Source organism: Cognatundibacterium luofuense (genome assembly GCF_018139685.1).
GTDB lineage: Bacteria > Pseudomonadota > Gammaproteobacteria > Burkholderiales > Burkholderiaceae_D > Undibacterium > Undibacterium luofuense.
This window is the reverse complement of sequence record NZ_JAGSPN010000238.1, coordinates 1-389: the sequence shown is the minus strand read 5'-3', so window position 1 is coordinate 389 and position 389 is coordinate 1. Positions and strand designations below refer to the sequence as shown.

Here is a 389-nt window from a genome sequence, read left to right as displayed (position 1 = left end):
AATATGTTGCACAGAATAGTGCATGCAACGCCGTTCCGCTTGATATGTATCACACAGCCATGATCGACTTGCAAATAAGATTGAGTCTCATTTTCCCGGCTATGCTGCAAAAATTGCATCAAACTTCATTTGTCGCATATACTTTCCATAAAGAAATAATTTACTTTCCTTATCAGCGCTTTTCAACACAATGTCCATTTCCTCCCAAATCAAGCGAATCAACTCCGAAATCTGGGTAGCAATGGTATTCTGTTTTGCAATGGTGTTCAGCACAGCGATCATTAGCAAACTTGAGCAGGCGGCACAAAGCGAGCTGCACAGCCAGGCTTCGGAACTCGCACTAATGCAAGCCCATACACTGGAGCACAAACTCGCCCATGCGCTGTCAG

1 protein-coding gene is annotated in these 389 nt (G+C 44.5%); it reads right to left on the bottom strand.

The features are described from left to right. Positions 1-99: 99 nt before the first annotated feature. Positions 100-389: hypothetical protein (locus KDM89_RS20210; protein ID WP_212689661.1), on the bottom strand; the 290-nt coding region annotated here is incomplete at its 5' end.